Source organism: Mycobacterium sp. 4D054, assembly GCF_052245755.1.
Taxonomy (GTDB): Bacteria; Actinomycetota; Actinomycetes; order Mycobacteriales; family Mycobacteriaceae; genus Mycobacterium.
The window spans coordinates 83,572-104,122 of sequence record NZ_JBQQCF010000015.1 but is presented as its reverse complement, the minus strand read 5'-3'; the positions used below and the strand labels follow the sequence as shown (position 1 = coordinate 104,122).

The following is a 20,551-nucleotide window of genomic DNA, read 5'->3' as shown; positions in this document are numbered from 1 at the left end:
CACCATAACCCGCCTATCGGCATCACGCAGTCAGGTCGTTACCGCTGGCCTGTTCCAGCAGGCTGCGCCGGTAGGCCTCCATCGCCACGAGGTCCCCGAACAGCGCGTGGTATTCGTCGCCCTGCTCCACCGGCGACATCCGCTGCAGTTTCGACTTCACCTCGGCGATCTGCCTGCCGATCCACACCTCCTGCAGGCGGGCCAGCACGCCGCCGATGTAGCGCGGCAGCCGCTCGTCGTCGGCGTTGATGGCTTCCACGCCGAGTTCGTTGACCAGGCTCGCCGTCTCCGGGCCGGCCACCCGGTCGCGCACCCTCTCGATCCACTGTGCGCCGGTGATGCCTGAACCGGTGCCGCCGGCGGCCTCGACGGCCGCGCGCACCGCGGCGTAGCCGGGATGGGTGAAGCTGTCCGCGGCCAGCGAGTCGAACACCGGCCCGGCCAGCGCCGGGTACTGCAGCGCCGACTTCAGGGCTTCGCGCTGCGGCCACAACGTCGGATCGGCCGGGTCCGGCCTGGCCATCTGCGGGGCGGGCGCACTCCGGGCGTTCGGCGCCTGCTCGGCGGCGGCTCCACGGCGGCGGGAGCGTTCGGGCATGCCCCGCCTGGTCGCCTCCTCACGCACGCGGCTGAGCACCTGTCCCTCGTCGTTCCAGCCTGTCCATCCCGCGAGGCGCCTCGCGTACTCGTCGCGTAGCGCGTAGTCGCGGATCCGGGCCACCAGCGGGACACATTGGCGCAGCGCGTCAACCTTGGCCTGCGGGTCGTTGTCCAGGACGTCGCCGGCCGGGATCAGGCTGCGGACGGCGAACTCGAACATCGGGATACGGCGCGCCACCAGGTCACGCAGCGCACCGTCGCCGGAGCGCAACCGCAGGTCACACGGGTCCATCCCGTCGGCGGCGACGGCGACGAAGGACTTTCCGGCCACCTGCTGGTCCCCGTCGAACGCCTTCAATGCGGCGGCCTGCCCCGCGGCGTCGCCGTCGAACACGAAGATCAATTCGCCGCGGTACCAGTTGTCGTCCATCATCAGCCGGCGCAGCAGCGCGAGGTGGCTGTCGCCGAACGCGGTGCCGCACGACGCGACGGCGGTGGTCTCCCCGGCCAGGTGCATGGCCATCACATCGGTGTAGCCCTCGACCACCACCGCACGGTGCGACTTGGCGATGTCCCGCTTGGCCAGGTCGAGCCCGAACAGCACCGAGGACTTCTTGTACAGCACGGTCTCGGGGGTGTTGACGTACTTGGCTTCCATCGGGTCGTCGTCGAAGATGCGCCGGGCCCCGAACCCGATGACCTCGCCGCCGCTGGCCCGGATCGGCCACAGCAACCGGCGGTGGAAGCGGTCCATCGGGCCGCGCCGGCCCTCTCTCGAGAGTCCGGCGGCCTCCAGCTCCTTGAACTCGAAGCCCAAGCGCCGCAGGTGTTTTGTCAGCGTGTCCCAACCCGACGGCGCGAAACCGCAACCGAACGTGGTGGCCGCCGCCGCGTCGAAGTTGCGGTCGAGCAGGTACTGGCGCGCCGCCGCGGCCTCGTCGCTCTGAAGCTGTTCGGCGTAGAACTCCTGGGCGGCCGCGTTGGCGGCCAGCAGCCTGCTGCGGCTCCCCCGGTCGCGCTGGACGTTGGTGTTCGCGCCGCCGGTGTAGGTGACGGTGTAGCCGACGCGGTCGGCGAGCAACTCGACGGACTCCACGAAGCTGACGTGCTCGATCTTCTGCAAGAACGCGTAGACGTCGCCGCCCTCGCCACAGCCGAAGCAGTGGAAGTGGCCGTGGTTGGGACGCACGTGGAACGACGGGGACTTCTCGTCGTGGAACGGACACAGCCCCTTCAGCGAGTCGGCGCCCGCCCGGCGCAGCTGCACGTAGTCGCCGACGACGTCCTCGATGTTGACGCGTTCACGAATGGCGGCGATGTCGCGGTCGGGGATCCTGCCCCGTCCTCGAGTCGCTTCGGCCGCCACCCGCTCAGTCTAGAGGCCGGGGCGAGCGCGCTTCGTGCACTCGTTCCAGTCGCCCCTCGGTGTAGGAGGCGATCTGGTCGATAACCACCCGCAGGCGAGCGCCGTCGTCGGGGGCCGCGGCGAACTCCGCCGCGAACTGGGGGTCCAGGCTGCCCGGCGCCTGCCCCCACAGCGCCAGCGCCACCTCGTGGATCCGGTTGCGCTGATCGGCCTGGATCTGGAGGTGCCGGTGGTCGGACATGATGAATTGCAACGCGAGGGTCTTGAGCAGCGCCACCTCGGCGCGCACCAGGCTGGGCACCGCCAGCTCGGCGTCGAACCGGCGCAACCGCCCGGGGCCGGCAACCTCGCGGGTGGCGGTCAACGCGGCGTTGGCGAACCGTCCGACCAACTCACTGGTCAACGTCTTGAGCGCCACCGACGCGGACAGGGTGCCGTCGAACTTGCCCACCGCCGCCACCACCGGCACCTGCGAGAGCCGCGCGGCGGCCTCCATCAGATCGTCGGGGGTCAGCGACGGAAACGACTGGGCGCCGACGTGGGCCAGCGAGGCGGCGGCGTCGGCGTCGGCCAGCACCCGCAGGTCGATGCGGCCGGAGATGACACCGTCCTCGACGTCGTGCACCGAGTAGGCCACGTCGTCGGCCCAGTCCATCACCTGCGCCTCCAGGCACGGCTGCCGGGCGGGTGCGCCCTCGCGCACCCACTGCGCTGCGGCCATGTCGTCGCCGTAGAACCCGAACTTGCGGCGGCCGCCCTCACGGGACCACGGGTACTTCGCCACCGCGTCCAGCGATGCCCGGGTCAGGTTCAGGCCGGCGCTGCGCCCGTGCTCGTCGAGCACCTTGGGCTCGAGCCGGGTCAGGATGCGGAAGTTCTGGGCGTTGCCCTCGAAACCGCCGAAGGCCTTGACGATCTCGTCGAGGGCGCGTTCCCCGTTGTGCCCGTAGGGCGGGTGGCCGATGTCGTGCGCCAGACCGGCGAGATCCACGAGGTCCGGATCGCATCCCAGACCGATCGCCATCCCGCGGCCGATCTGGGCCACCTCCAGCGAATGCGTCAACCGGGTGCGCGGCGTCTCACCGTCGCGCGGGCCCACCACCTGGGTCTTGTCGGCGAGCCGGCGCAGCGCGGCACAGTGCAGGACGCGGGCCCGGTCACGCGCGAAGTCGGAGCGGTGCTCGGTGTCGGTCCCGGGCAGGCCGGCGCTCTTCGCCGGTTCGGCCACCAAGCGCTGGCGGTCGAACGCGTCGTAGCTGTCCTGCAGTCGTGGGCTCACCGAAGCACAGTCTGCCAGGGGTGATCACCCGGTAAACGCAGCCGTCCGGGTGTGCCGCACTACATTGGCGGACATGCGCGTCGCCCGCCTGCTGACCATGCTGCTCGCCATCCTGACCTTGGGGCTTCTCTGCGCCCCCGGGGCCGCCGCCGAGCCGCCGCTGCGGCTGCCCACCTACCTGACCGACAATGCCGGCGCGCTCGACGCGGCCGGGAAAGCCGAGGTGCAGGCCGCGATCGACCGGCTGTACAACGAGAAGCGCCTCCGGCTGTGGGTGGTGTTTGTCGAGGACTTCTCCGGCCAGGACGCGCAGACGTGGGCCCAGACCACTTACCAGCGCAGCGATCTCGGCGATCGGGACGCGATCCTGGCGGTGGCGACCGTCGACCGGGCCTACGCGCTGCTGGCGCCGACCGACGCGGTGCGCGGTGTCGACGTGGATAAGGTCCGGACCAACGACGTCGAACCACTGCTGCGCAACGGCGACTGGGCCGGCGCGGCCGTCGCGGCCGCCGAGGGACTGGCCGGCGGTGGCGGCGGTTCGGTCAGCTGGGTCGGCGTGCTGGTCGCCCTGGCCGTCATCGCGCTGGCGCTGGCACTGTTGGTGGTGTGGCAGCGCCGCCGCCGGCGCAAGCGCCGCAAGGCCGAATTCGAGGCGGCCCAGCGGGTGGACCCGTCGGACCCGAACGCGCTGGCGTCGGTCCCGCTGGATGCGCTCGACGACCTGTCCCGCAAGATCGTCGTCGACGTGGACAACGAGGTGCGCACCAGCGAGAGCGAATTGGCGCTGGCCGTCGAGGAGTTCGGCGAGCACGACACCGCGGCGTTCACCCGGGCGGTGGCCAACGCGAAAACCACGCTGGCCCAGGCGCTCAACGTGCGGCACATCCTCGACGACGCGGTGCCGGAGACCCCGATGCAGCGCCGCGATCTGCTCACCCGCGTCATCGTCGCCGCGGCGAAGGCCGACCAGGAACTCGAAGCGCAGCGGGAGGCGTTCGCGCAACTGCGGGATCTGGTGATCAACGCGCCCAGCAGGCTGGACACCCTGACCCAGCAGATGGTCGACCTGACCGCCCGGCTGACACCGGCCGAACAGACCCTGGAGCACCTGAAGTCCCAGTTCGCCGACACCGCACTGGTTTCGGTGGCCGACAACATCGACGAGGCCCGGCAGCGGCTGGCATTCGCCGACGAGAGCATCGGCACGGCCCGGGGACTGGTGTCCCGGCCCGCCGACAAGCAGGGCGGCCTGGTCGACGCCATCCACGCCGCGGAGGCCGCGCTCGGACAGGCCCGCACCCTGCTCGACGCCGTCGACAGCGCGTCCACTGACATCAACCGGGCGGTGACCGGCCTACCCGCCGTCATCGCCGACATTCAGAACGGCATCAAACAGGCCGGGGCGCAGCTGGGGCAGGGCAACGTCGCGGTGGCCACCGAGCTGAGCGCGGCCAGGGATGCTGCCGTGCAAGCGGTTTCGCACGCGCAAAGCACCGGCAGCAGCGATCCTCTCGGTGCGTTCACCCAGCTCACCCAAGCCGACGCGGAACTCGACCGGCTGCTTGCCGAGGTCGCGCAGGAGCGCGAGACCATCGAGAGGCTCAGCCGGACCTTCGACCAGGCGCTGTTCAACGCGCAGTCGCGGGTGAGGGCGGTGTCGGATTACATCGACACCCGACGCGGGGCGATCGGGCCGGAGGCGCGGACCCGGCTCGCGGAGGCGGTGCGCCAGTTGCAGGCCGCTCGCGACAAGCGCGAGACGAACTTGAACGAGGCCATCGCCCACGCCAACGGCGCAGCGATGCTCGCCGCGCAGGCCCAGTCGCTGGCCAACTCGGACGTCACCGCCGCGCAGCGGCATTTCAACGGCCCGTACGGCGGTGGCGGGGGCGGGGGCGGTCAGATGGGCGCGGTGATCGGCGGCATCCTGATCGGCAACCTGCTCTCGGGCGCGCTGCGTGGTGGGTTCGGCGGAGGCGGCTTCGGCGGCGGTTTCAGCGGCGGCGGGGGCTTCGGCGGCGGCGGCGGCTTCAGCGGAGGCGGCGGCCGCTTCTAACCGCCCTCGTCGCCTCGCCCGCGAGCGTGCGTGTCTGCGGGCGCCACGCCGCCACTTATCCGAACTTCACGCACGCTCGTCGGGCGCTGTTCATCCCCAACCGCGATTTCATCCACAGGCGGGCAGCCCGGCGCGCTGTGAAGCCGGGTCGCCGGCTGACGATCGTGACCATGAACGCGTTCGACGAGCTCTTCGACGCGCAGGGGGGCGTCGCGACATCCGGCCAGCTGCTGCATTTCTGCAGCCGCAGTCGGCTGGACATCGAGATCCGCGACGGCCGTCTGATCAAGGTGTGGCCCGGCGTGTACAGCCGGGTGGAACCGGACACGATGACGCGACTGCGCGGCCTTGACCTGCGGGCCGGCGAGCCCGTCGCGATATGTCTGGGCACCGCGGCCGCCGCGTACGGCTTCGACACCGAGGACACCCGGGACATCCATGCGCTCAATCCGCCGAGACACCAACTGCGCAACTGCGACGGCCTCGTCGTTCACCGGCGTGACGGTGCCCCGTTGAGCGTGGCGGACGGCCGCCCGGCGACTGCAGCGGCGTGGACCGCCGTCGAGGTGGCACGGTCCCTCCGGCGGCCACGGGCGTTGGCGACGCTGGACGCGGCGCTACGCAGTAGAAGCTGCGACCGGCGGGAGCTGACGATCGCTGCCAAGGCGCAGGCCGGTCGGCGCGGCATCGTGGCGGTACGTGACCTCATCCCGCTGGCAGACCCTCGGGCCGAATCGCCGATGGAGAGCGAGGCGAGGCTGGCCATGATCGACGGCCGGCTGCCCGCACCCCTGTTGCAGCACGAGCTCGTCGACCGCAGTTGGCGGATGTGGCGCGTCGACTTCGCCTGGCCGGACGCCAGTCTCGCGGTCGAGTACGACGGGTTCGACTGGCACAGCGACCCGGAGCGGTTCGCCCGGGACCGTCAGAAACGAGCCGCACTCCAGGAGATCGGCTGGAGCATGCTGTCGGTGGTGTCCGACGACGTCCGCAACCACCCTGCGGTCATGGTGCGGCGCATCGAGAACGCATTGATGCGCCGGATGGCGGCCTGAGCGTGCGTGAACTTCGTGATTTCGACGGCGTGTCCGCCGCAGACACGCACGCTCGCGGCAAAAGCCTCAGCTGCCCTTGAGGCGCACCGCGAGGTAGTTCCACACCTCAGAGATTGCCACCCGCTCCTGGGTCATCGCGTCGCGCTCGCGGATCGTGACCGCGTGGTCCTCCAGCGAATCGAAGTCGACCGTGATGCAGTACGGGGTGCCGATCTCGTCCTGGCGGCGGTAGCGGCGTCCGATCGCGCCGGCGTCGTCGAACTCGACGTTCCAGCTCTGGCGTAACTCTGCGGCCAGATCACGCGCCTTCGGCGACAGGTCGGCATGGCGCGACAACGGCAGCACCGCGGCCTTGACCGGCGCCAGGCGCGGATCCAGCCGCAGTACCGTGCGCTTGTCGACGCCGCCCTTGGCGTTGGGAGCCTCATCCTCGGTGTAGGCATCGACCAAGAACGCCATCAGCGAACGCGTCAGGCCCGCTGCCGGCTCGATCACGTACGGCACGTAGCGGGTGTCGCTGGCCTGATCGTAGAACGACAGATCCACGCCGGAATGCTGTGCGTGCGTGGACAAGTCAAAGTTGGTGCGGTTCGCGATACCCTCCAGCTCGCCCCACGGGTTACCGGCGAAACCGAACTTGTACTCGATGTCGGTGGTGCCGTCGGAGTAGTGCGACAGCTTGTCCTTGGGATGCTCGAAGAGCCGCAGGTTGTCGCGATCGATGCCGAGGTCGACGTACCACTGCAGCCGGGTGTCGATCCAGTACTGGTGCCACTCGGGGGCGGTCGACGGCTCGACGAAGAACTCCATCTCCATCTGCTCGAACTCGCGGGTGCGGAAGATGAAGTTGCCCGGGGTGATCTCGTTGCGGAAGCTCTTGCCGATCTGCCCGATACCGAACGGCGGCTTCTTGCGCGCGGTGGTGACCACGTTGGCGAAGTTGACGAAGATGCCCTGCGCGGTCTCTGGTCGCAGATAGTGCAGACCCTCCTCGGATTCGATCGGGCCGAGATAGGTCTTGAGCATCATGTTGAAGTCACGCGGCTCGGTCCACTGCCCCTTGGTGCCGCAGTCCGGGCAGACGATGTCGCTCATCGGCACCGAATCGGGGTCATTGATCCCCTTTTTCTCGGCGTACGCCTCCTGCATGTGGTCCTGCCGGTGGCGCTTGTGGCAGTTCAGGCATTCCACCAGCGGATCGTTGAACACGTCGACGTGGCCGGAGGCCACCCACACCTGACGCGGCAGGATGATCGCGCTGTCCAGGCCGACGACGTCGTCGCGGCCGGTGACCACCGACTTCCACCACTGCCGCTTGATGTTCTCCTTGAGCTCGACGCCCAGCGGCCCGTAATCCCAGGCGGACTTGGTGCCGCCGTAGATCTCGCCGGACTGGAACACCAGCCCGCGCCGCTTGGCCAGGTTCGCAACGGTGTCGATGATCGAAGACGGAGCCACGGATTGACAGCGTAGCGAGGTCACCGGTGACGCCCGCATCACATCCCCCATTGACATGCGCGGTCGTGCATGTATCGTGACACCTAATGAAAACCGTTTCCACTACGGCAGGTGTGCCCGACGTGCACATCCATGCCGGGACCCCGCCGGCCGAGATGCCGGCCCGTGCGGTCCTCGACTCGGCCGGGGATCTGCTGCGCGCCCTGGCCGCACCTGTACGCATCGCCATCGTGCTGCAGCTGCGTGAAGAGGCGCGCTGCGTCCACGAACTGGTCGACGCGCTGGACGTGCCGCAGCCCCTGGTCAGCCAGCACCTTCGCATCCTGAAGTCGGCCGGCGTGGTGGAGGGCTCCCGGTCGGGACGGGAAGTGTTGTACCGACTGGTCGACGATCACCTGGCCGAGATTGTGGTCGCCGCGGTCTCGCACACCGCCGAGGAGCCGCAATGACGGGCGTGATCCGCTCCACCCGGCAGCGCGCCGCCATCTCGGCACTGCTGGAGAACATCGACGACTTCCGCTCCGCCCAGGAACTTCACGACGAGCTCCGCCGCCGCGGCGAGGGCATCGGTTTGACCACGGTGTACCGCACGCTGCAGCAGATGGCGGCGGCCGGCGCGGTCGACACGCTGCGCACCGACACCGGCGAATCGGTGTACCGGCGCTGCTCCGAGCACCACCACCATCACCTGGTCTGCCGCGCCTGCGGTTCGACCGTCGAGATCCAGGGCGGTCAGGTCGAGACGTGGGCCGCCGAGGTCGCCCGCGAGCACGGCTTCTCCGACGTCAGCCACACCATCGAGATCTTCGGGGTCTGCAGCGACTGCGCAGACGGGAACTAACGCCGCTTCCGTCGCGCGCCGGCAACGGCGATGAGGACACCGCCGATCGCGATGATCGGTCCGAGTACAGACCAGGTCGTGGTGCTGCTCATCGGGCTCCCCTGCACCGCGCCGAACCCCTGCAGGGCGAACAGCAGGCCGAACAGCGCGACGACGACACCGACGACGATCATGGCGATGCGCATGTCCGCGACCCTAGCCCGTCAGAGCCTGTCGCACGTCGCTCCCGGTGGACAGCACCATCAGCACAAGCGTCCGCAGCGCGTCGTCAGTGAGTCCGGCGGCCGGAAAGTTGTAGCGCAACAGCACATCACCGGTCTTCTTGGCGTTGCCCCGCGCAGCGCCGATCTTCTCGACCAGAGACACCGTGCCCAGCAGCGTGTCGTGCGCATGCTTGGCCACCTTGGCGCGAATCTTGTTGTCCAGCGGCAGGTCCCACGCCAGCACCTGGGTCAGCGCCACCAGGTCGAGGTCCTTGGCGATGGTGACCACCCGCAACGACGCGAACGTCCCGTCGTGCTGCACCGTCAGCGCGCCGTCGTCCTCGCGGGTCACGGGCAGGATCTCGGCCAGCACGACCGCCAGGCGCTCCGACAGTTCCATCAGGCTCCTAGGCGCGCCCGAAGCGCCGGTTGCGGTTGACGTACTCCTCGCACGCCGCCCACAGGTCGCGGCGGTCGTAGTCCGGCCACAGCTTGTCCTGGAAGACGTATTCGGCGTAGGCGGCCTGCCACAGCAGGAAGTTGCTGGCCCGCTGCTCACCGGAGGTGCGGATGAACAGGTCGACGTCGGGGATGTCGGCCCGGTGCAGGTGCTTGGCGAACGCGGCCTCGCTGATCCGGGCCGGGTTGATCCTGCCGTCGACGGCCTCTTGCGCGAGTTCGCGCGCCGCCTCGACGATCTCGGTGCGGCCCCCGTAGTTGACGCAGTAGTTGATCGTGATGACGTCGTTGTCGACGGTCATCTGCTCGGCGATGTCGAACTCCTTGATCACGCTGCGCCACATGCGGGGCCGCGATCCCACCCAGCGCATCCGCACACCCATGTCGTTGAGGTTCTCGCGGCGGCGGCGCACCACTTCCCGGTTGAACCCCATCAGGAAGCGGACCTCTTCGGTGCTGCGCTTCCAGTTCTCGGTGGAGAACGCGTACACGGTGAGGTGCTTGATGCCGATCTCGATCGCCCCGCAGGTGATGTCGATCAGCACCGCCTCGCCCATCTTGTGGCCCTCGGTGCGCCCCAGACCGCGCTGGGTGGCCCAGCGTCCGTTGCCGTCCATCACGACGGCGACGTGGTTGGGCACCTGACCGGCCGGGATCTGCGGCGCGGCCTCCTTGGAGGTGTGCTGCGGCGGCCGGGCGAATTTGCCGTTGGTGTGCGGGGGCAGCTCGGGGAAGACGACCGGCCAGGTCGACTTGTCCGGGAAGGTCGGATAGTCGTCAGGCGCCGGGGGCAGCTGCGGGTAGCCCTTCTTCCGCTTGGTTGCCATGCGCAACATCCTGCCTGATGCCGCCGGCAGCCATCCGCTCTGCCCGGTAGACACGCTCCACCAGGGGCAAAGTCCGCAACTGCCGTTCCAGATGCCATTGCAGATGGGCGGCCACCAACCCGCTGGCCTGACTGCGGTGCGCCGGGGTGGAGATCTGCGCGTGCTCCCAGTCGCCTTCGTAGAGCGCGGCCATCAGATCCAGCACGCCCTGGGGCGGGGTCACCGACCCGGACGGCCGGCAGTGCACACACACGCTTCCGCCCGCGCCGACATGGAACGCCCGGTGCGGGCCCGGAGCCGCGCACCGCGCGCACTCGGTCAACGCCGGCGCCCACCCCGCGACCCCCATCGCGCGCAGCAGATAGGCGTCGAGGACGAGTTCGCGGGGACGGGTGGCGTCGGCCACCGCGCGCAGCGCGGACACGGTGAGCCTGTGCAGCGCCGGCACCGGGGCGCGCTCCTCCCCCGCGATCCGCTCGGCGGTCTCGAGCATCGCGCAGGCACAGGTGTAGCGGCCGTAGTCGCTGACGATGTCGGAGGCGAACGCGTCGATGGCCTGGACCTGGGTGACGATGTCCAGATTCCGGCCCGGGTGCAGCTGAACATCGATGTGCGCGAACGGTTCCAGCCGCGCACCGAACTTGCTGCGGGTGCGCCGCACGCCCTTGGCCACCGCCCGCACCAGACCGTGATCGCGAGTGAGCAGACTCACGATCCGGTCGGCTTCGCCGAGCTTGTGCTGACGCAGCACCACCGCCCGGTCCCGGTACAGACGCATCGGCCCAGTCTCCCACTGCCGGGGGACGATTTCCGGTTCGCAGCGCCGATATTCTCGTACGTGATGGCCGACACCGATTCCTCCAGCCCTTCCCGCCCCGTCTCCCCTGCTTCCCGGCGCCGCTTCCCCACCCTTGGCAACCAGTTGTTCCAGCTCGCCAGCGGCACCGCCACCTCGGTCGACCTGGTGACCCGCTCGCTGGAGGCCATCGAGGCGAGCCAGCCCACTCTGAACGCGTTCCGGGTGGTGCTGGCCCAGCAGGCGCTGGCCGACGCGGCCGAAGCCGACCGCACCCGTGCGGCCGGCGTGGACCTGTCGCGGTATCCGCTCCTCGGCATTCCGATCGCGGTCAAGGACGACGTCGACGTGGCCGGCGTGCCGACCCGGTTCGGCGCCGACGGCGAGGTCCGTCCCGCCGCGGCCGACGCGGAGGTGGTGCGCCGGCTGCGCGCCGCCGGCGCGGTGATCGTCGGTAAGACCAACACCTGCGAACTCGGCCAGTGGCCGTTCACCAGCGGGCCGGCATTCGGACACACCCGCAATCCGTGGTCGCGGGAGCACACCCCGGGCGGCTCGTCGGGTGGCAGCGCCGCGGCGGTGGCGGCCGGTCTGGTCGCCGCCGCGATCGGTTCCGACGGCGCCGGCAGCGTCCGGATCCCCGCGGCGTGGACGCACCTAGTCGGCATCAAACCTCAACGCGGACGCATCTCGACGTCGCCGTTGGCCGAGGCGTTCAACGGGATCACCGTCAACGGGGTGCTCGCGCGCACCGTCTCCGACGCCGCGCTGCTGCTCGATGCCGCCTCGGGCAATGCGCCCGGCGACCTGCACACCCCGCCTCCGGTGCGGGTATCGGACTACGTCTCACGGGCGCCCGGACCGCTGCGTATCGCAAAGTCCACGAAGTTCCCGTTCACGGTGTTCCGCGCGGCCCTGCACCCGGAGATCGGTGCCGCGCTCGACACCGTCGCCGACCAACTCACCCAGCTGGGTCACACCATCGTCGCCGCCGACCCCGACTACAACCTGCGGATGTCGTGGAACTTCCTCGCCCGCTCGACATCCGGCATTCCGGAGTGGATGGATCGCATGGGTCAGGGCGTGCGGTGGGACGGACGCACCCGCTCCAACGCGCGGATGGGCTGGCTGCTGTCGCAGAACGTGCTACGCAAGGCCCGCGCCCGGGAAGCACAGACCCAACAGCGCATCGGCTGGATCTTCAACCTCGCCGATGTCGTCCTGGCCCCGACCACCGCGCTGCCGCCGCCGAAAGTGCACACGTTCGACGGCCTCGGCGGCCTGGGCACCGACCGGACGATGATCAAGGCGTGCCCGGTGACGTGGCCGTGGAACCTGTTGGGCTGGCCGTCGATCAACGTGCCCGCCGGCTTCACCTCCGACGGCCTGCCGATCGGGGTGCAGTTGATGGGCCCGGCCAACAGCGAACCGCTTCTGGTGTCGCTGGCCGCCGCGCTGGAGGCCCTCAACGGCTGGGCCGCTCATCAGCCAGAGGACTGGTGGACGCCCCAAGCCCCGGCGGAGACACCGAAAATCGCGGCTCCGGACCCGGTCACCGGTCAGGTCGCGTAACCTGCGCTCTGTGATCGTCTGCAGGCTCGCGCGCGCGCTGCCCGCCCTCGTGGTGGTCGGCGCGGCCGTGGCGGCGATGCCCGTGGCCCAGGCCGACAACCGGCGCCTCAACGAGAGCGTCGTCGTCAACGTCTACACGATCCAGAAGAACAACAACTGCGGCACCGAGATCAAGATCAACCCGCAGCTGCAGTTGGCCGCGCAGTGGCACACCAACGACGTCCTGCGCAACCGGGCACTGAGCGGCGACATCGGTTCCGACGGATCCACCGTGCAGGACCGCGCCAACCGTGCCGGGTTCGTCGGCACCGCCGCCGAAACCGTCGCGATCAACCCGGCACTGGCGATCAGCGGCATCGAGATCCTCAACCAGTGGTACTACCGGCCCGACTACATGGCGATCATGAGCAATTGCGCAAACACCGAGATCGGGGTGTGGTCGGAGAACAGCCTGGACCGCACCGTGGTGGTCGCGGTGTACGGCCAGCCTCGCTAGCTAAAAGCCAAGCCTGCCAAGCTGTTTGGGATCGCGCTGCCAGTTCTTGGCGATCTTGACGCGCAGATCGAGAAAGACCTTGGTGCCGAGCAGCTTCTCGATCTGAGTGCGCGCGGCCGTGCCGACCTCGCGCAGCCGGGCCCCGCCCTTACCGATCACGATGCCCTTCTGACTGTCGCGTTCGACGTAGAGAATGGCGTGCACGTCCATGAGCGGATCGTCCTCCGGGCGGCCCGGTCTGTGCTCGACCTCCTCGATCACCACCGCCAGCGAGTGCGGCAGCTCGTCGCGCACCCCCTCCAGCGCGGCCTCCCGGATGAGTTCGGCCATCAGCACTTCCTCGGGTTCATCGGTGAGCTCACCGTCGGGATAGAACGCCGGGCCTGCAGGCAACTGCGCGGCGAGCACATCGGTGAGCACATCGAGCTGTGTTCCCGAAGTCGCTGAGACGGGGACTATCTCGGTGTCCGGCCCGACCAGTTCACTGACCGCGAGCAGCTGCTCGGCGATGCGGTCCTTGGACACCTTGTCGATCTTGGTCACGATCGCCACCAACGTGGTCTTGGGGGCGACGGCGCGAATCTGCTCGTAGATCCAGCGGTCACCAGGACCGATCTTCTCGTCGGCCGGGATGCAGAGCCCGATGACGTCCACCTCGGAATAGGTGTCCTTGACCAGATCGTTGAGCCGCTGACCGAGCAGTGTGCGGGGACGGTGCAGACCGGGGGTGTCGACGAGCACGATCTGGAACTCGTCGCGGTGCACGATGCCGCGGATTGTGTGCCGGGTGGTCTGCGGCCGGTTCGACGTGATCGCGACCTTGGTGCCGACGAGCGCGTTGGTCAGAGTGGACTTGCCGGTGTTGGGTCTTCCAACGAAACAGACGAAGCCGGACCGGAATTCGGCGTCGGCCGTCACAGCGGATTACCCGCGCGGTCGGTGACGATGACAGCGGCACCGCAGGACAGCTCACGGACGGCGGCCACTCCGGCGTCGTCGGCCGAACCACCCACCAGCACGGCGGCTTCCAGCCCGGTGGCGCCGCTGGACACCGCCGCCGCGACGGCCGCCTGCAGAGCCGTAAGGCGCAGGGAGTCGAGGGCGACGGGCGCTCCGGCGTAGGTGCGGCCGTCGGCGTCGCGTACCGCGGCCCCGCTGCCCGCCTCGGCCCGGCCCATCGCACCCCGGGCCAGCACCACCAGCTTGGCGTCCTCGGGTTCGAGCGCGCTCATTCGTGTCCTTCCGCGTTCTCCGGCTGTGCTTCGACAGGACTGACCAATACGGTGCCCACCCGCACCCGGCCGCGCGGGTCCGGCCCGCCCTCGGCCCGAAGTCGCAGCCCGTCCCAGGTCACCTCGGCGCCCGGCAGCGGGACGCGGCCCAGTTCCAGGGCGACCAACCCGCCGACGGTGTCGACGTCGAGGTTCTCGTCGAACTCCAGGTCGTAGAGCTCGCCGAGGTCTTCGATCGACAGGCGGGCTGACACCCGATACTGCCCGTCGCCGAGGTCCTCGACCGGGGCGACCTCGTCGGTGTCGTACTCGTCGGCGATCTCCCCGACGATCTCCTCCAGCACGTCCTCGATCGTCACCAGCCCGGCGATCGCACCGTATTCGTCGACCAGCAGCACCATGTGGACGCGGTCGCGCTGCATCTCGCGCAGCAACTCGTCGAGCGGCTTGGAGTCCGGCACGAAGGTGGGCTTGCGCATCACCTCCGAGACCGGCGTGTCACGGCCGCGGTTGGTCGAGTAATAGGTGCGCTGCACCAGATCCTTGAGGTAGACGACCCCGACGATGTCGTCGACGTTCTCACCGATCACAGGGATGCGCGAGTGGCCGCTGCGCACCGCCAGCGAGGTGGCCTGGCCCGCGGTCTTCTCGCTCTCGATCCACACCATCTCGGTGCGCGGGACCATCACCTCGCGGGCCGGGGTGTCGCCGAGTTCGAACACCGACTGGATCATCCGGCGCTCGTCGTCGGCCACCACACCGCGCTGCTGGGCCAGGTCGACGACCTCGCGCAGCTCGATCTCGGAGGCGAACGGGCCGTTGCGGAAGCCGCGGCCGGGGGTCAGCGCGTTACCGATCAACACCAGCAACCGGCTCACCGGCAACAGCAGCACCGAGATCGCCTGCAGCGGAAGCGCCGTCATCAACGCGATGGTGTAGGCGTTCTGCCGGCCCAGCGTCCGGGGGCCGACCCCCACCGCGACGAAGCTGATGACCGCCATGATCGCCGCCGCAGCCACCAGCCCCCAGGTCACGCCCAGGGTTCCGTCGAGGAACGCCGCCAGCAGCACCGTCGCACTCACCTCGCAGGTGATGCGCAGCAGCACGATGAGGTTGATGTAGCGCGGCCGCTCGGCCATCACCCGGGCCAGGCGCACCGCACCCGGCCGTTCCTCGCGGACCAGCTCCTCGACACGGGCCATCGACACCGTGCTCAGCGCCGCGTCCATCGCAGCGAACAGTCCGCCCAGAAAGATCAGCACGATGGCGCTGATCAGTTGGCCGGCCGGGCTCACGGAGTGTCGCCGGGGTTAACATCGGCGCCGTAGTTCACATCGTCGCCGTAGTTCACATCGTCGAAGTAGCGCGACTTGTCCAGCAGCCGGCGGTCTTTCTCGGTCTGCCGGTCCTGGTGATACGCCTGCACCTGGTCGGCGACCCACTCCTCGAGCAGTTGGCGCTGCAGCGCGAACATCTCTTTTTCCTCGTCGGGTTCGGCGTGGTCGTAGCCGAGCAGGTGAAGCACTCCGTGCACGGTCAGCAGGGCGAGTTCCTGACCGAGCGTGTGGCCCGCGTCGGCGGCCTGCTTGGCGGCGAACTCCGGGCACAGCACGATGTCACCGAGCATCGAGGGACCGGGTTCGGGCGCGTCCGGCCGCCCCCCGGGTTCCAGCTCGTCCATCGGGAAGCTCATCACGTCGGTGGGCCCCGGCAGATCCATCCAACGCATGTGCAGATCGGCCATGGCCGCGGTGTCGAGCAGCACCATCGACAGTTCCGCGGCGGGGTTGACGTCCATCTTGCGGATCACGAACCGGGCGACGCTGATGAGCTCCTCTTCGGAGACATCGACACCGGATTCGTTCGAGACCTCGATACTCATGAAAGTCGTTACCGCCGCGGACGTCCGGAGCCGGACGAACGCCGCTGCGCCCGGTTCATCAGGGTGGGTTCCTCGTATTTCGCGTAGGCGTCCACGATCTCGGACACCAGCCGGTGCCGCACCACGTCGGCGCTGGTGAGTTCGGCGAAGTGGATGTCGTCGATGCCGTCGAGGATGCGCATCGCAGCGTGGAGGCCGGACGCCGCACCGCCGGGCAGGTCGACCTGCGTGATATCGCCTGTCACAACGATTTTCGAGCCGAAACCCAACCGCGTCAGGAACATCTTCATCTGTTCGGCGGTGGTGTTCTGCGCTTCGTCTAAGATGATGAACGCATCGTTTAACGTCCGGCCACGCATAAATGCCAGCGGAGCCACCTCGATCACCCCGGCGCTCATCAGCTTCGGGATCAGTTCGGGATCCATCATGTCGTGCAGCGCGTCGTAGAGCGGCCGCAGGTAAGGGTCGATCTTCTCGTACAGCGTGCCCGGCAGGAAGCCAAGGCGCTCACCGGCTTCCACCGCCGGGCGGGTCAGGATGATCCGGCTGACCTGCTTGCTCTGCAGTGCGCTGACGGCCTTGGCCATCGCCAGATACGTCTTGCCGGTGCCGGCCGGGCCGATACCGAACACGATCGTCTTGGCGTCGATGGCGTCGACGTAGCGTTTCTGGTTGAGCGTCTTGGGCCGGATCGTCTTTCCGCGCCGGGACAGGATGTCGAGCGTCAGCACCTCGGCGGGCGATTCGTCGCCAGTGCCGGTCAGCATCCCGACACCGCGCCGCACCGCGTCCGGCGTCAGCCGCTGCCCCGCGCCGACCACCTCGACCAGCTCGGAGATGACGCGCTCGGCGAGCGCGACGTCGGCGGGCTCACCGGACAGGGTGATGTCGTTGCCGCGAACGTGGATCTCGGCGGACAACAGCTCTTCGAGTTCGCGCAGGTTCTCGTCGGAGGATCCCAGGAGGCCCATGACGTAATCGGGCGGAACTGTGATGCTACTGCGGACCAGCGATCCAGAAGACGATTCAGATGCGGCCGAGCTTGCGTTCTCGCGGGGCGCCACGTGAGGTTTTCTGCCTGCTTCCTGGGTCGGGTATGGGAAACCCCAGTTTAGCGCCGCCCCCGGCGAGCGCCCAATGCTTATGAGCTGGGGCGTTCGCGCGGGGGGCGGGACCGAACCACCAGGGGCCACCAGAACCAGCGTCCCAGCAGCGTCGCGATCGAGGGCATCATGAACGCCCGCACGATGAACGTGTCGAACAGCAGGCCCAGGCCGATCGTGGTGCCGACCTGCGCCATCACCCGCAGATCGCTGACCACCATCGATGCCATGGTCAGAGCGAACACCACCCCGGCGACCGTGACGACGCTGCCGGTGCCGCCGATCGCACGGATGATGCCGGTCTTGATCCCTGCCGGGATCTCCTCCTTGAACCGGGACACCAGCAGCAGGTTGTAGTCCGAACCGACGGCGATCAGCGCGATGATCGACAGGGCCAGCACCATCCAGTGCAGTTCGATGCCGACGATGTGCTGCCAGATCAGGATCGAGATGCCGAACGACGCGCCCAGCGACAGCGTCACGGTCCCCACGATCACCAGCGCGGCGACCAGACTGCGGGTCAGCACCAGCATGATCATCAGCACCAGACACAGCGCCGAGATCACCGCGATCAGCAGGTCGTAGCGGGAGCCGTCAGACATGTCCTTGAACGTCGCGGCGGTGCCTCCGAGCTGGATCGTCGCGTTCTCCAGCGGGGTGCCCTTGAGCGCCTCGATCGCCGCGATCTTGATCGGCTCGACGCGCTGCAGCGCCTCCTCGGTGGTGGGGTTGCCGCGGTGAGCGATCAGCATCCGCACGGTCTTGCCGTCGGGCGAGAAGAAGCTCTCCATCGCCCGCTTGAAGTCCTCGTTCTCGAACACCTCGGGCGGCAGGTAGAACGAGTCGTCGTTCTTCGCGGCGTCGAATGCCTTGCCCATTTCGGTGGAGTCGCGGGTCAACTCGTCCATCTGGTCGTAGAAGCCGCCCATGGTGGCGTACGTCGCCAGCATCATCTGGCGCATGCTCTCCATGGTCTCGATCATCGGCGGGAACGTGGCGAGCATCTCCGGCAGCAATGCCTTCATCTCGTCCATGTTCAGAACGGCCTTGTCGAAGGTGTCGGTCATCGTGCCGATGCCGTCCATGGAGTCGAACAGCGACCGAAACGACCAGCACAACGGGATGTTGTAACAGTGCGGTTCCCAGTAGAAGTAGTTGCGGATGGGCCGGAACTGGTCGTCGAAGTTGGCGACCATGTCACGCAACTGGTGGACGGTGTCGCGCATGTCCGTCATGTCGTCGATCATCACGGTGGTGATGTTCGAGAACTTCGTCATCAGGCCGTACATCTTTTTCATCGTCGCGATGGTCTCGCCGATGTCGTCGGCCTGGACGCGCATGTCGGCGATGCGGTCCTTCATCAGCTTCATGTTCTGCTGCTGGCCGACCCCCTGCATGCTGATCAGGAACGGGATCGACGTGTGTGCGATGGGCGCCCCGTCGGGCCGGCTCGGGGCCTGTACCCGGGCCACCCCTTCGACGTTGAAAACGCGTTTGGCGAGCCGGTCGAGGATCAGGAAATCCGACGGGTTCCGCAGGTCGCGGTCGGCTTCGACGATGAGCACCTCGGGGCTCATCCGTGAGAGCGAGAAGTACTTGGTGGCCGCCTGCAGACCGGCGTTGGCCGGGATGGACTCGGGGATGTAGCGGGTGTCGTCGTAGCTGGTCTGGTAGCCAGGCAGCGCGGCCAACCCGATCAGCGCCAGCGCAAGGGACGCCACCAGAATCGGCCCGGGCCAACGGACCACGGTTGCACCGACCCGCCGCCACGCCCGGATCCGCATGGCGCGCTTGGGTTCGAGCAGCCCGAAGCGGCTGCCGACGGTGACGATGGCCGGTCCCAGGGTGAGCGCGACCGCGACACCGGCGAGGATGCCGACCGCGCACGGCACACCCATACTCTGGAAATACGGCATCCGGGTGAAGGACAGGCAGTACATCGCGCCGGCGATGGTCAGACCGGACCCGAGCACCACGTGCGCGGTGCCACCGAACATCTCGTAGTAGGCCGCTTCGGGGCTCGCCCCCGACGCACGGGCCTCCTGGTAGCGGCCCACCAGGAAGATCGCGTAATCGGTGCCGGCCGCCACGGCCAACGAGATCAGCAGGTTCACCGCGAACGTGGAGAGCCCGATGATCTGGAAGTGGCCCAGCGCCGCCACCACGCCGCGCGCGACCGACATCTGAACGCCGACCATGATCAGCAGCAGCACCACGGTGGCCACCGAGCGGTAGAAGAACAGCAGCAGCACGATGATCACTGCGAACGTGACGAGCAGGATCAGCGCCATGCTGCTCTCGCCGGCGATGTTGACGTCGGCGGTCAATGCCGCGGGGCCGGTCACGTGCACCTGCACGCCGGGCGGCGGAGGCGATTCGGCGACGATCTCGCGCACGGCCGCGACCGACTCGTTGGACTTCGTCTCGCCCATGTTGCCGGCCAGGTTCAGCGCGACGTACGCGGCGTGGCCGTCGGTGCTCTGCGCGGCGGCCTCGGTGAGCGGGTCACCCCACATGTCCTGGATGTTGCGGACGTGATCCGGTGCGGCTTCCAGCTTTTCGATGAGCCGGTCGTAGTAGGCGTGCGCATCGTCGCCGAGCGGCTGGTCGCCCTCGAGCACCACCATCGCGATGGAGTCGGAGTCCGATTCGCCGAAGAGCCGGCCCATGTCCGACATGGCCTTCATCGCCGGCGCATCGCTCGGGCTCATCGACACCGCGTTCTGGGCGGCCACCACCTCCAGCTGCGGCACCAGCAGGTTCAGCGCCGCGACCAGAAGCACCCAGCCCAGGATGATCGGGACCGCGAGCCGGCGGATCCAGCGGGCAACGGGCGTCGGGTCCTGCAGGGACCGACCGGGGTGGGCCGACGCTCTCATGCCGACTTCGTGAAGCAGTAGACGTAGGCGGTCACGTTGTAGGCGGTCCGTTCGTCTTTGACGATGTCGTCGGCCAGGATGCGGCAGCCGATGAAGTCACCGTCACCCTGGGCCACCACGTTGCCGACCATGGCCGGGGAGTTCGTCTCGACCTCGATCGACCACGGCAGCGCGGCACCGACGACCTGATTCGGATCGCCCTGGTCGTCGATGTAGTTGATGTCGGCGGTGGCCCCGGGCTCACCGAAGATCTCGTAGCGGACGATCTTCGGGTCGGAGCGGTTGGCCTCCTCGGACATGTTCCCCGCATAGGTGGGCAGTTGGTGCGAGCCGAAGATGTTGCGGATCCGCCACACCGAGAAAGCTCCGACCACGAGGACGATCACCAATACGAGCGGTATCCACGCTCTGGTCAGACGGGTGAGAATCGGGAGTCCTTCGAGA

20 protein-coding genes are annotated in these 20,551 nt (G+C 68.4%); 6 read left to right on the top strand and 14 right to left on the bottom strand.

The annotated features are described in order from the left end of the window. Window positions 1-22 precede the first annotated feature (22 nt). Both dnaG and ACTWP6_RS13415 read right to left on the bottom strand, forming a co-directional pair. Entirely contained in the window at window positions 23-1,966 is a 1,944-nt protein-coding gene (gene dnaG / locus ACTWP6_RS13420) for a DNA primase (protein WP_443187949.1), read from the bottom strand. Between the two features lie 4 nt (window positions 1,967-1,970). Continuing rightward, the gene (locus ACTWP6_RS13415) at window positions 1,971-3,245 is read right to left on the bottom strand and encodes a deoxyguanosinetriphosphate triphosphohydrolase (RefSeq protein ID WP_260754093.1); all 1,275 of its coding nucleotides are present in this window, start codon (window positions 3,243-3,245) and stop codon (window positions 1,971-1,973) included. A gap of 73 nt (window positions 3,246-3,318) precedes the next feature. Here ACTWP6_RS13415 and ACTWP6_RS13410 point away from each other — a divergent pair, with 73 nt between their 5' ends. Both ACTWP6_RS13410 and ACTWP6_RS13405 read left to right on the top strand, forming a co-directional pair. Next, window positions 3,319-5,304: a TPM domain-containing protein gene (locus ACTWP6_RS13410; protein ID WP_443187948.1), complete on the top strand. Its 1,986-nt coding sequence runs from the start codon at window positions 3,319-3,321 to the stop codon at window positions 5,302-5,304. A gap of 170 nt (window positions 5,305-5,474) precedes the next feature. Continuing rightward, window positions 5,475-6,359, top strand: coding sequence for a hypothetical protein (locus ACTWP6_RS13405; protein WP_443187947.1), 885 nt, complete (start codon window positions 5,475-5,477; stop codon window positions 6,357-6,359). A gap of 66 nt (window positions 6,360-6,425) precedes the next feature. On the opposite strand, the gene ACTWP6_RS13400 is transcribed toward ACTWP6_RS13405, so the two are convergent. Beyond that, window positions 6,426-7,856, bottom strand: a complete 1,431-nt coding sequence (locus ACTWP6_RS13400) for a glycine--tRNA ligase (protein WP_443187962.1) — start codon at window positions 7,854-7,856, stop codon at window positions 6,426-6,428. 116 nt (window positions 7,857-7,972) lie between these two features. Here ACTWP6_RS13400 and ACTWP6_RS13395 point away from each other — a divergent pair, with 116 nt between their 5' ends. Next, a complete protein-coding gene (locus ACTWP6_RS13395; RefSeq protein ID WP_396885533.1) occupies window positions 7,973-8,266 on the top strand; it encodes an ArsR/SmtB family transcription factor in 294 nt (97 codons plus the stop codon). After that, window positions 8,263-8,658, top strand: coding sequence for a Fur family transcriptional regulator (locus tag ACTWP6_RS13390; RefSeq protein WP_260754105.1), 396 nt, complete (start codon window positions 8,263-8,265; stop codon window positions 8,656-8,658). Before ACTWP6_RS13395 ends, ACTWP6_RS13390 begins: the two co-directional genes overlap by 4 nt. On the opposite strand, the gene ACTWP6_RS13385 is transcribed toward ACTWP6_RS13390, so the two are convergent. Genes ACTWP6_RS13385 through recO form a run of 4 tightly spaced genes read right to left on the bottom strand, consistent with a single transcriptional unit; the run spans window position 8,655 to window position 10,925 of the window. After that, entirely contained in the window at window positions 8,655-8,843 is a 189-nt protein-coding gene (locus ACTWP6_RS13385; RefSeq protein ID WP_260754106.1) for a hypothetical protein, read from the bottom strand. The genes ACTWP6_RS13390 and ACTWP6_RS13385 overlap by 4 nt on opposite strands. Before the next feature lie 10 nt (window positions 8,844-8,853). Next, a complete protein-coding gene (locus ACTWP6_RS13380) occupies window positions 8,854-9,261 on the bottom strand; it encodes a hypothetical protein (protein WP_260754108.1) in 408 nt (135 codons plus the stop codon). A gap of 7 nt (window positions 9,262-9,268) precedes the next feature. Then, entirely contained in the window at window positions 9,269-10,156 is an 888-nt protein-coding gene (locus tag ACTWP6_RS13375) for a decaprenyl diphosphate synthase (protein WP_396884582.1), read from the bottom strand. Beyond that, the gene (gene recO, locus ACTWP6_RS13370) at window positions 10,098-10,925 is read right to left on the bottom strand and encodes a DNA repair protein RecO (protein ID WP_260754114.1); all 828 of its coding nucleotides are present in this window, start codon (window positions 10,923-10,925) and stop codon (window positions 10,098-10,100) included. Before recO ends, ACTWP6_RS13375 begins: the two co-directional genes overlap by 59 nt. Before the next feature lie 63 nt (window positions 10,926-10,988). Here recO and ACTWP6_RS13365 point away from each other — a divergent pair, with 63 nt between their 5' ends. Together ACTWP6_RS13365 and ACTWP6_RS13360 are read left to right on the top strand one after the other, a co-directional pair. Further along, the gene (locus ACTWP6_RS13365) at window positions 10,989-12,515 is read left to right on the top strand and encodes an amidase (protein ID WP_443187946.1); all 1,527 of its coding nucleotides are present in this window, start codon (window positions 10,989-10,991) and stop codon (window positions 12,513-12,515) included. Window positions 12,516-12,591: 76 nt separating this feature from the next. Further along, window positions 12,592-13,011: a CAP domain-containing protein gene (locus ACTWP6_RS13360; protein WP_260758180.1), complete on the top strand. Its 420-nt coding sequence runs from the start codon at window positions 12,592-12,594 to the stop codon at window positions 13,009-13,011. Here the strand turns inward: ACTWP6_RS13360 and era are convergent, their stop codons facing one another. The 7 genes from era to ACTWP6_RS13325 all read right to left on the bottom strand — a co-directional run bounded on the left by era (window position 13,012) and on the right by ACTWP6_RS13325 (window position 20,523). Then, entirely contained in the window at window positions 13,012-13,929 is a 918-nt protein-coding gene (gene era / locus ACTWP6_RS13355; protein WP_443187945.1) for a GTPase Era, read from the bottom strand. Further along, the gene (locus ACTWP6_RS13350; protein WP_260754119.1) at window positions 13,926-14,243 is read right to left on the bottom strand and encodes a cytidine deaminase; all 318 of its coding nucleotides are present in this window, start codon (window positions 14,241-14,243) and stop codon (window positions 13,926-13,928) included. The genes era and ACTWP6_RS13350 overlap by 4 nt, the downstream gene beginning before the upstream one ends. Then, window positions 14,240-15,538, bottom strand: coding sequence for a hemolysin family protein (locus tag ACTWP6_RS13345; RefSeq protein WP_443187944.1), 1,299 nt, complete (start codon window positions 15,536-15,538; stop codon window positions 14,240-14,242). The genes ACTWP6_RS13350 and ACTWP6_RS13345 overlap by 4 nt, the downstream gene beginning before the upstream one ends. Continuing rightward, window positions 15,535-16,125 (bottom strand): rRNA maturation RNase YbeY, encoded by a 591-nt coding sequence (gene ybeY, locus ACTWP6_RS13340; RefSeq protein WP_443187943.1) that lies wholly within the window; start codon window positions 16,123-16,125, stop codon window positions 15,535-15,537. The genes ACTWP6_RS13345 and ybeY overlap by 4 nt, the downstream gene beginning before the upstream one ends. Before the next feature lie 8 nt (window positions 16,126-16,133). Beyond that, window positions 16,134-17,189, bottom strand: coding sequence for a PhoH family protein (locus tag ACTWP6_RS13335; protein ID WP_260754127.1), 1,056 nt, complete (start codon window positions 17,187-17,189; stop codon window positions 16,134-16,136). A 77-nt stretch (window positions 17,190-17,266) separates the two neighbouring features. Then, a complete protein-coding gene (locus tag ACTWP6_RS13330) occupies window positions 17,267-20,107 on the bottom strand; it encodes an MMPL/RND family transporter (protein ID WP_443187942.1) in 2,841 nt (946 codons plus the stop codon). Further along, window positions 20,104-20,523 carry an MmpS family protein gene (locus ACTWP6_RS13325; RefSeq protein WP_260758181.1) on the bottom strand — a complete coding sequence of 140 codons (420 nt, stop codon included), beginning with the start codon at window positions 20,521-20,523 and terminating at the stop codon, window positions 20,104-20,106. Before ACTWP6_RS13325 ends, ACTWP6_RS13330 begins: the two co-directional genes overlap by 4 nt. Window positions 20,524-20,551: the final 28 nt, after the last annotated feature.

Excerpts from the sequence above, each read along its gene's own strand:
- ACTWP6_RS13410 (WP_443187948.1), top strand. The coding sequence starts at position 3,319 with ATGCGCGTCGCCCGCCTGCTGACCATGCTGCTCGCCATCCTGACCTTG.
- ACTWP6_RS13405 (WP_443187947.1), top strand. The coding sequence starts at position 5,475 with ATGAACGCGTTCGACGAGCTCTTCGACGCGCAGGGGGGCGTCGCGACA.
- ACTWP6_RS13400 (WP_443187962.1), bottom strand. The coding sequence starts at position 7,856 with ATGCGGGCGTCACCGGTGACCTCGCTACGCTGTCAATCCGTGGCTCCG.
- ACTWP6_RS13395 (WP_396885533.1), top strand. The coding sequence starts at position 7,973 with ATGCCGGCCCGTGCGGTCCTCGACTCGGCCGGGGATCTGCTGCGCGCC.
- ACTWP6_RS13390 (WP_260754105.1), top strand. The coding sequence starts at position 8,263 with ATGACGGGCGTGATCCGCTCCACCCGGCAGCGCGCCGCCATCTCGGCA.
- ACTWP6_RS13385 (WP_260754106.1), bottom strand. The coding sequence starts at position 8,843 with ATGCGCATCGCCATGATCGTCGTCGGTGTCGTCGTCGCGCTGTTCGGC.
- ACTWP6_RS13380 (WP_260754108.1), bottom strand. The coding sequence starts at position 9,261 with ATGGAACTGTCGGAGCGCCTGGCGGTCGTGCTGGCCGAGATCCTGCCC.
- ACTWP6_RS13375 (WP_396884582.1), bottom strand. The coding sequence starts at position 10,156 with ATGTTGCGCATGGCAACCAAGCGGAAGAAGGGCTACCCGCAGCTGCCC.
- recO (WP_260754114.1), bottom strand. The coding sequence starts at position 10,925 with ATGCGTCTGTACCGGGACCGGGCGGTGGTGCTGCGTCAGCACAAGCTC.
- ACTWP6_RS13365 (WP_443187946.1), top strand. The coding sequence starts at position 10,989 with ATGGCCGACACCGATTCCTCCAGCCCTTCCCGCCCCGTCTCCCCTGCT.
- ACTWP6_RS13360 (WP_260758180.1), top strand. The coding sequence starts at position 12,592 with ATGCCCGTGGCCCAGGCCGACAACCGGCGCCTCAACGAGAGCGTCGTC.
- ACTWP6_RS13350 (WP_260754119.1), bottom strand. The coding sequence starts at position 14,243 with ATGAGCGCGCTCGAACCCGAGGACGCCAAGCTGGTGGTGCTGGCCCGG.
- ybeY (WP_443187943.1), bottom strand. The coding sequence starts at position 16,125 with ATGAGTATCGAGGTCTCGAACGAATCCGGTGTCGATGTCTCCGAAGAG.
- ACTWP6_RS13330 (WP_443187942.1), bottom strand. The coding sequence starts at position 20,107 with ATGAGAGCGTCGGCCCACCCCGGTCGGTCCCTGCAGGACCCGACGCCC.